This is a genomic window from Nonomuraea antri (assembly GCF_013283785.1).
GTDB lineage: Bacteria > Actinomycetota > Actinomycetes > Streptosporangiales > Streptosporangiaceae > Nonomuraea > Nonomuraea antri.
In genome coordinates this window covers 34084-42083 of the sequence record NZ_JABCPZ010000081.1, presented here as the reverse complement: position 1 = coordinate 42083, position 8000 = coordinate 34084, and the positions used below count along the sequence as shown (strand labels likewise).

At 74.0% G+C, this 8000-nt stretch carries 5 protein-coding genes; all 5 read left to right on the top strand.

The features are described 5' to 3' along the window. Window positions 1-4164: type I polyketide synthase (locus HII36_RS25575; RefSeq protein WP_173525777.1), on the top strand; the 4164-nt coding region annotated here is incomplete at its 5' end. Between the two features lie 100 nt (window positions 4165-4264). Continuing rightward, window positions 4265-5035 (top strand): class I SAM-dependent methyltransferase, encoded by a 771-nt coding sequence (locus tag HII36_RS25570; RefSeq protein WP_173525776.1) that lies wholly within the window; start codon window positions 4265-4267, stop codon window positions 5033-5035. A 16-nt stretch (window positions 5036-5051) separates the two neighbouring features. Next, the gene (locus tag HII36_RS25565) at window positions 5052-6077 is read left to right on the top strand and encodes a ketoacyl-ACP synthase III family protein (protein ID WP_173525775.1); all 1026 of its coding nucleotides are present in this window, start codon (window positions 5052-5054) and stop codon (window positions 6075-6077) included. Next, window positions 6074-7699 (top strand): (2,3-dihydroxybenzoyl)adenylate synthase, encoded by a 1626-nt coding sequence (locus HII36_RS25560; protein WP_328807885.1) that lies wholly within the window; start codon window positions 6074-6076, stop codon window positions 7697-7699. Before HII36_RS25565 ends, HII36_RS25560 begins: the two co-directional genes overlap by 4 nt. Further along, window positions 7696-7965, top strand: a complete 270-nt coding sequence (locus tag HII36_RS25555; RefSeq protein ID WP_217369951.1) for a phosphopantetheine-binding protein — start codon at window positions 7696-7698, stop codon at window positions 7963-7965. The genes HII36_RS25560 and HII36_RS25555 overlap by 4 nt, the downstream gene beginning before the upstream one ends. The last annotated feature ends 35 nt before the right edge of the window (window positions 7966-8000 follow it).

Below are 8000 nucleotides of genomic sequence, written 5' to 3'. Positions count from 1 at the left end.
GGCATCAGCGGCACCAACGCCCACCTCATCCTCGAAGAACCACCCCCCACCACCAGCACGAACACCGAACCGGCGGCTCCTGACCGCCCCATGCCGTTCGTCCTGTCCGCCAAGACCCCCGAAGCCCTGCGGGCCCAGGCCACCCGGCTGCTCGGCGTGCTGGACCGCGAGCCCGACCCCGCCGCGCTCGCCTTGTCGCTGGCCACCACCAGGACCGTCTTCGAGCACCGCGCCACCGTCGTCGCCTCCGACCTGGACGAGCTGCGCGACGGCCTGGCCGCGGTGGCCGCGGGCGAGATCGCGGACTCGTCCGCCGGCGCCGGAGCGCCCGTGTTCATGTTCACCGGCCAGGGCAGCCAGCGCGCCGGGATGGGCAGCGGGCTGTACCAGGCGCACCCGGCCTTCGCCGAGGCCTTCGACGAGGTCTGCGCCCACCTGGACCCCTATCTCGACCGGCCGTTGCGCGAGGTGGTGCACGCCGAGGCCGGCACGCGGGACGCCGAGTTGCTGCACGAGACCCGCTACACGCAGGCCGCGCTCTTCGCGCTGCAGACGGCCATGTTCCGGCTGGTCACCCAGCTCGGGGTGACCCCGGCCACGCTGATCGGCCACTCCATCGGCGAGGTCAGCGCCGCGCACGCGGCCGGGGTGCTCTCGCTCGCCGACGCCTGCGCCCTGGTCGCGGCGCGCGGCCGGCTGATGCAGGCGGCGCCGGCCGGCGGGGCGATGATCGCGGTGCGCGCCGCGGAATCGACGGTGCGGCCTCTCCTCGACGCGTACGCGGGCCGCCTCGACCTGGCCGCGGTGAACGGCGCGCGGGCCGTGGTGATCTCCGGCGACGCCGACGCGGCGGAGGAGGTGGCCGAGCGCCTGCGCGCGGACGGCGTCAAGACCCGCGGGCTCAAGGTCAGCCACGCCTTCCACTCGCCGCACATGGACGGCGTGCTCGCCGAGTTCGAACGGGAGCTGGCCGGACTGACCTTCCACGAGCCGGCCATCCCCCTGGTCTCCAACGTCACGGGCCGCCTCGCGGAACCGGGCGAGCTGACCTCGCCGGCCTACTGGGCCGGGCACATCCGCGCGGCCGTGCGCTTCCACGACGGCATCACGGCCCTGCGCGAGCAGGGCGCCGGGGTCTTTCTCGAACTGGGTCCTGACCCGGTGCTCGCGGCGCTGGTCAGGGGCGATGAGGGCGAGGTCACGGCCGAGTCGGTGCTGCGCGCCGGCCATCAGGAGAACCGCACGCTGTCGTCGGCGCTGTCGCTGGTGCGGGTGGGCGAGGCGTTCGACTGGTCCGAGCTGGGCCGGCGCGAGTTCGTCGAGCTGCCGACGTACCCCTTCCAGCGCGCCCACTACTGGCTCGATCCCGTCGCGTCCGCGGCCGACGTCGAGTCCGCAGGCCAGGAGACCGCCGAGCACCCGCTGCTCGGCGCGGCGGTCGAGCTGCCGGACGGCGAGGGCGTGCTGTTCACGGGCCGGCTCTCGACCGCCGACCACCCCTGGCTCGCCGATCACACGGTGTCCGGCGCCGTGGTCCTGCCGGGGACGGCGCTGGCGGAGCTGGCCACCTGGGCGGGCGGGCGTCTCGGCTGTCCCAGGATCGACGAGCTGACCCTGCACGAGCCCGTCGTGCTCGCCGACACCGGCGCGCTCCAGCTCAGGCTCGCCGTCAGGCACGACGCCGACCGGCACACGTTCACCGTGCACAGCCGCCGCGACCCGGACTCGCCGTGGGTCCGGCACGCCACCGGCCTGCTGACCCCCGCGGCGGCGCCGGAGGCGAACGACTCGGACGCGTTCTCCGTCTGGCCGCCCCAGGACGCGGAGCCGATCGACGTGGCGGCCCTGGACCAGGCGGCCGAGGCGGCCGGGCTCGGCTACGGGCCGGCCTTCCAGGGGCTGGTGGCCGCCTGGCGGCGCGGCGAGGAACTGTACGCCGAGGTGCGGGCGCCCGAGGAGGAGAGAACGGCGGGCTTCGGAATCCATCCGGCGCTGCTCGACTCGGCCCTGCGTCCGCTGGCGCTCGACCGGGACGGCGGCGCGCGCATCCCGTTCTCCTGGGCCGGCGTCACCCTGCACGCCGAGGGGGTCACGCACGCCCGCGTCGCGATCACCCCGAACGCGGCGGAGGACACCGTACGGCTGCTGCTCGAAGACGCCGACGGGACTCCTGTCGCGCGGGTGGAGTCGCTGTCGCTGCGGCCCCTGCCCGCGGTTCGGCGGACGGCCGGTGGCGGGCTGTACCGGGTGGCGTGGACGCCGGTCGAAGCGTCCGCCGCGCCCGTGGGACGCGTGGCGCTGCTCGCCGGCGACGATCGGCCGGTCGGCGACTTCGGCCCGGAGGACCGTTACCCCGACCTGGCGGCGCTCACCGCGGCGGTGGAGACCGGCACGCCGGCCCCCGGCCTGCTGGTCGTCGACGCGACGGCTTACGGCGAGCCGTCTCTCCCCGGGCCGGAGGGCGCGGCGAGCCCGCCGGCGGCGGTGCGCGCGGCCGTGTCGAAGCTGCTCGGCCTGTTGCAGGACTACCTGCGGCATCCGCTGCTCGCCGAGACCCGGCTGGTGGTGCTCACGCGCGGCGGTGTCGCGGCGGTGCCGGGCGATGTGCCCGATCCGGTGAGCGCCGCCCTGTGGGGGCTGCTGCGCAGCGCCCAGGCCGAGCACGAGGACCGCATCACGCTGCTCGACCTGGACGACACCCCGCCACGCGGCCTGCCGCTGGCCGCGGACGAGGACCAGCTCGCGCTGCGCGCGGGAACGGTGCTGGCCCCCCGGCTGTCACCGGGCCCGCGCGGGCGGCAGGCCGACGGCACGCCCTCCCCCGCGACCGACACGCTCATCCCCGCGACCGGCACGCTCTTCCCCGCGACCGGCACGGTCCTGGTCACCGGCGCCACCGGCCTGCTCGGCCGCCTGGTCGCCCGTCACCTCGTCACCCGCCACGGCGTGCGCCGGCTGCTCCTGACCGGCCGCCGCGGCCCCGACGCCCCAGGGGCGCGGGAGCTGGTGGCCGAGCTGGAGGCGGCGGGCGCGGCGGTCACCCTGGCCGCCTGCGACGCCGCCGATCGGGAGGCGCTGGCCGGGCTGCTCGCCTCGGTTCCGTCCGCGCACCCGCTCACCGGCGTGGTGCACGTGGCGGGCGTGCTGGACGACGGCGTGGTCACCGCGCTCACCCCCGAGCGTTTCGACACCGTGCTCAGGCCGAAGGTCGACGCCGCGTGGAACCTGCACGAGCTGACGAGCGACCTGAGCGCGTTCGTGCTGTTCTCCTCCGTCGCCGCCACCGTCGGCACGGCCGGCCAGGCGAACTACGCCGCGGGCAACGCCTTCCTCGACGCGCTGGCCGGCCTGCGTCACGCCCGCGGCCTGCCCGCCCTGTCGCTCGGCTGGGGCCTGTGGGACGACGCGGACGGCATGGCCGGCACGTTGTCCGCCGCCGATCTGCAGCGGCTGGCCAGGTCCGGCATCGCCCCGCTGACCGCCGAGGACGGGCTCGAACTCTTCGACGAGGCGCTGGGCGCGGGAGAGGCGGCGGTGCTGCCCGTACGGTGGGACCTGCCCGCCCTGCGCGCCCGCGACGCCGAGGCCAGTGGTCCCCTGCGCGGCCCCCTGCGCGGTCTCCTGCCGGCCCGGCCGAGGCGGGCCGGCGCCCAGGCGGGGCCGGCGACGCTGGTGGCACGGCTGGCCGGGCTGTCGCCGGAGGCGCGGACCGGCGCACTGCGCGAGCTGGTACGCGACGCGGTGGCCGGGGTCCTGGGGCACGCCGACGCGCGGGCGATCGACGACCAGCGGAGCCTGGAGTCCATGGGCTTCGACTCGCTCACCGCGATCGACCTGCGCAACCGGCTCAACACGGGCACGGGTCTGAAGCTGGCCGCGACGATCGTGTTCGACCACCCCACGGTCGCCGCGCTGACCGAGCATCTGCGGGACGCGCTGGTGCCCGAGCACGATCCGGCCGCCGCCGAGCTGGACCGGCTGAACGGGCTGTTCTCGGCCGCCGACGAAGGCCGCCGCGCCGAGCTGGCCGCCCGGCTGGAGTCGCTGCTGCGCGGCTGGCGACCGGCGCACCGCGACGCGGAAACGGACGACCTGGCCGCCATCAGCGACGAGGAGCTGTTCGAAGCCCTGGACGGAGAGCTGGGCGCGCACAGCCCACGCTGACCACACTGACCGGCCGTGGGGGCAAGCGCCGCATAAGACCGGCCTTAGACCCGCCTGTGAGCCTTCGACAAAGAACCATTTCAACCAACGGGAGTTCCGGATGGCCGATCATTTCGACGACAGCCATGACAGGCTCGCGGAGATCTACGACCAGTGGGTCGTCGGCCTGCAGGACGACGCCGACCAGGTCGTCGCGTTCCTGGCCGAGCTGGCCGACCGCGTCGCCCCCGGCCGGGGCCGGCCTCGCCTGCTCGAACTGGGCGTGGGCAGCGGGCGCATCGCGCTGCCGCTGTCGGCCAAGGGGTTCGACGTGACGGGGGTGGACGCGTCGGAGCCGATGCTGGCTCTGCTGCGGGCCAAGGAGGGCGCCGACCGGATCAAGGTGTTCCTCGGCGACTTCGCCGACCTGGCCGTGCCCGGCGCCTACGACGTCGCGTTCGTCGTCTACAACACGCTGTACTGCCTGGCGACCCAGGAGGCCCAGGTGCGCTGCCTGCGCAAGGTCGCCAGGCGGCTGCGGCCGGGCGGAGCGCTGGTCGTGCAGGCGTTCGTGCCCGACATCGCGCGTTTCGACCGGGGCGCGCAGAGCGACAGGCGCAGGGACCTGGCCCAGTCGGGCGGCAGTGTGCTGCGGCTGGGCATCAGCGCGCACGACCGGGTCCGCCAGTTGCTCGCCACCGAATACGAGCTGGCCGAGGAGAGCGGCGACCGGTCCTACGACTTCACCTTCCGCTACATCTGGCCGTCCGAGCTGGATCTGATGGCCAAGCTGGCCCACCTGCGGCTCGACGAGCGCTGGGCGGGGTGGCAGGGCGAGCCGTTCGGCGAGTCGAGCGGCCAGCACGTCTCGGTCTTCCGCAAGGACACGTGAGTCTGGAGAACCACCCATGAAACTCGACAACATCTTCATCGCCGGCATCGGCACCTATCTGCCCGAACGCGTCACCACCGCGGACGCGGTCGCCAACGGCTGGTACGGCGCCGCCGAACGCGAGGCCGGCCGCATGATCTCGGTGGCGGTGGGCGGTGACGTGCCCGCGCCCGACATGGCCAGGTTCGCCGCCGAGGAGGCGCTGAAGCGGTCGGAGCACGATCCCGACGACTTCGACCGGCTGATCCACAGCATCGTGCACCACCAGGGCCCCGACGGCTGGTCGGCCCCGCACTACATACTCAGGCACACGGTCAACCGCCCGATCCCGGCGCTGGAGGTCAGGCACGGCTGCCTGGGCATCCTGTCCTCGATGGAGCTGGCCTCGGCCGCCCTGCTGGCGCGTAACGGCCCCGGTGCCGCCCTGCTGACGGCCGCCGACAACTACGGCACCCCGTACCTGGACCGGTGGCGTTCCGGCGGGGTGTTCCTCATGGCCGACGGCGGTTCGGCCGTGGTGCTGTCCAGCAGGGGCGGCTTCGCCCGGCTGCTGGCCGTGGGAACACTGTCGGACCCGGAGATGGAGCAGGTGCACCGCGGCGGCGAGCAGCTCTTCCCGCCCGGCATCACCCAGGGCGTCTCGCTGAACCTGGACCGGCGCATGGCGTACTGGCGTGAACAGTGGGCGCAGGGCGTCACCCCGCCGATGAGCCACGCGGGGGACGTCGTCACCGAGGTCGTCTCCCGCACGCTCGGCGAGGCCGGGCTGACCATGGCGGACATCACCCGCGTCGCACACCCCGGGGTGAACTGGGACCTGCTCAAGCACGGCTTCCTCGACCCGCTGGGCGTGAGCGAGGAGCAGGGCACCTGGGAGTTCACCCGCAGGCTCGGCCACGCGGGGGCGACCGACCAGATCGCCGGCCTGGAGCATCTGCTGCGCTCGGGCGAGGTCGGCCCCGGCGACCACGTGCTGCTGCTCAGCAAGACCTCCGGCATGGAGGCCGGCGCCGCGGTGGTGCGCATCGAGGGCGCACTGTGAGCGGGCTGCTCGACGGCGTGGTGCCGTGGCCGGACTCCTTCGCCCTCGTCTATCGCCGGCTCGGCTACTGGCGAGGGCAGGATCTCGGCTCGCTGCTGCGCGACTGGGCGCGCTCGTACGGCGACAGGACCGCGCTGGTCGGCCTCGACCGGCGCGTCTCCTACGCCGAGCTGGACGCGTGGGCCGACCGGCTGGCGGCCGGGTTCATCGCCAGGGGCGTCCAGCCCGGCGACAGGATCGTGCTGCAACTGCCGAACGTGCCCGAGTTCGTCGCCGTGTTCTTCGCTCTGACCAGGGCGGGCGCGCACCCGGTGTTCGCGCTGCCCGCGCACCGCGACACCGAGTTGCGCCATCTCGTGACCGCGTCGGAGGCCGTGGGCTACGTGGTGGCGCAGTCGCGGGACGGCTTCGACTACCCGGCGCTGGCCCGCCGGATGGCCGGCGAGCACGACTGCCTGCGCCTGCTGTTCGTGCACGGCCGCGCCGACGGCCTGGTCTCGCTGCGGGACGTCGCCGCCGATCCTGCGCCGGTCACGCTGCCCGAGCTCGACCCGTCGAACGTGGCGTTCTTCCTGCTGTCCGGGGGCACGACCGCGCTGCCCAAACTCGTCCCGCGCACCCACGACGACTACGCCTACCAGTTGCGCGCGGGCGTCTCCGCGTGCGGGGTGACGGCCGACGATGTGTATCTGGCCGTGCTGCCGGTGGAGTTCAACCTGTCCCTCGGCTGCCCCGGCGTGCTGGGCACGCTGCACGCCGGCGGCACGGTGGTGCTGGCCGAGGACCCGGTGGCGGAAGACTGCCTGCGGCTGGTCGAGCAGGAGCGGGTGACGTTCACCGCGCTGGTTCCGACCATCCTGCGGCTGTGGCTGGACGAGCTGCCCTATCTGGACAACGACCTGTCGTCGCTGCGTTTCGTGCTGGTCGGCGGGGCTCCGCTGCCGCCCGAGCTGGCCGCCCGGGTACGCCCGGAGCTGGGCTGCGCGCTCACCCAGTCCTTCGGCATGGCGGAGGGCATGCTGCTGTACTCCGGCCTCAGGGACGACGAGCACACGCGTGTCACCACCCAGGGACGGCCGCTGTCACCGACCGACGAGGTGCGGATCCTGGACGACCTCGGCCACCCGGTGCCCCCGGGCGAGCCCGGCCACCTGCTGGTGCGGGGGCCGTACACGATCCGCGGGTACTTCCGCGCGCCCGAGCACAACGCCACGGCCTTCACCCCCGACGGCTTCTACCGCACCGGCGACATCGTGCGGCGTACCCCGGACGGGTCGCTGGTGGTGGAGGGGCGGGCCAAGGACGTCATCATCCGCGGCGGTGACAAGATCTCGCCGGCCGAGATCGAGGCGCATCTGCTCGAACACGCGGGGGTGCGGGAGACGGCCGTGATCGGCGTGCCCGACGAGTTCCTCGGCGAGCGCAGCTGCGCGTTCGTCGTGCCCCGAGGGGCGCCGCCGACGGCCGTGGAACTCAAGCGCATGCTGCACGCCAAGGGTGTGGCCGACTACAAACTGCCCGACCGGGTCGAGATCGTCGAGTCCCTGCCGCTCACGCCGCTGGGGAAGGTCGACAGGAAGGCCCTGGCCGGCTACGTGAGCAGGGACAGGGAGAGGACATGATGCGGCCGAGTGCGCGGACGACCGGACTGCCGGCTTCCGAGGCGGCGGGCCTGACCAGGGACGAGGTGCGGCTGGCCGTGGCTGGCTGCCTGGGGCTGGCCGCCGACGACCTGAACGCCGACGACAATCTGGTGGTGCTGGGCCTGAGCTCGCTGGAGGTGATGCAACTGGTGAACCGGTGGAAGCGGCAGGGCATCCGCGCGGACTTCCGGGTGCTGGCCGCCAGGCCCACCTTGAGCGGCTGGTGGGAGCATCTGTCGCCCTGACCCCCGCGGTGAAGTCAGAAGCCCGGCGGCGCGCA

Bases quoted from the DNA above. Each gene is read 5' to 3' on its own strand.
- HII36_RS25555 (WP_217369951.1), top strand. From the start codon at position 7,696: ATGATGCGGCCGAGTGCGCGGACGACCGGACTGCCGGCTTCCGAGGCG.
- HII36_RS25570 (WP_173525776.1), top strand. From the start codon at position 4,265: ATGGCCGATCATTTCGACGACAGCCATGACAGGCTCGCGGAGATCTAC.
- HII36_RS25565 (WP_173525775.1), top strand. From the start codon at position 5,052: ATGAAACTCGACAACATCTTCATCGCCGGCATCGGCACCTATCTGCCC.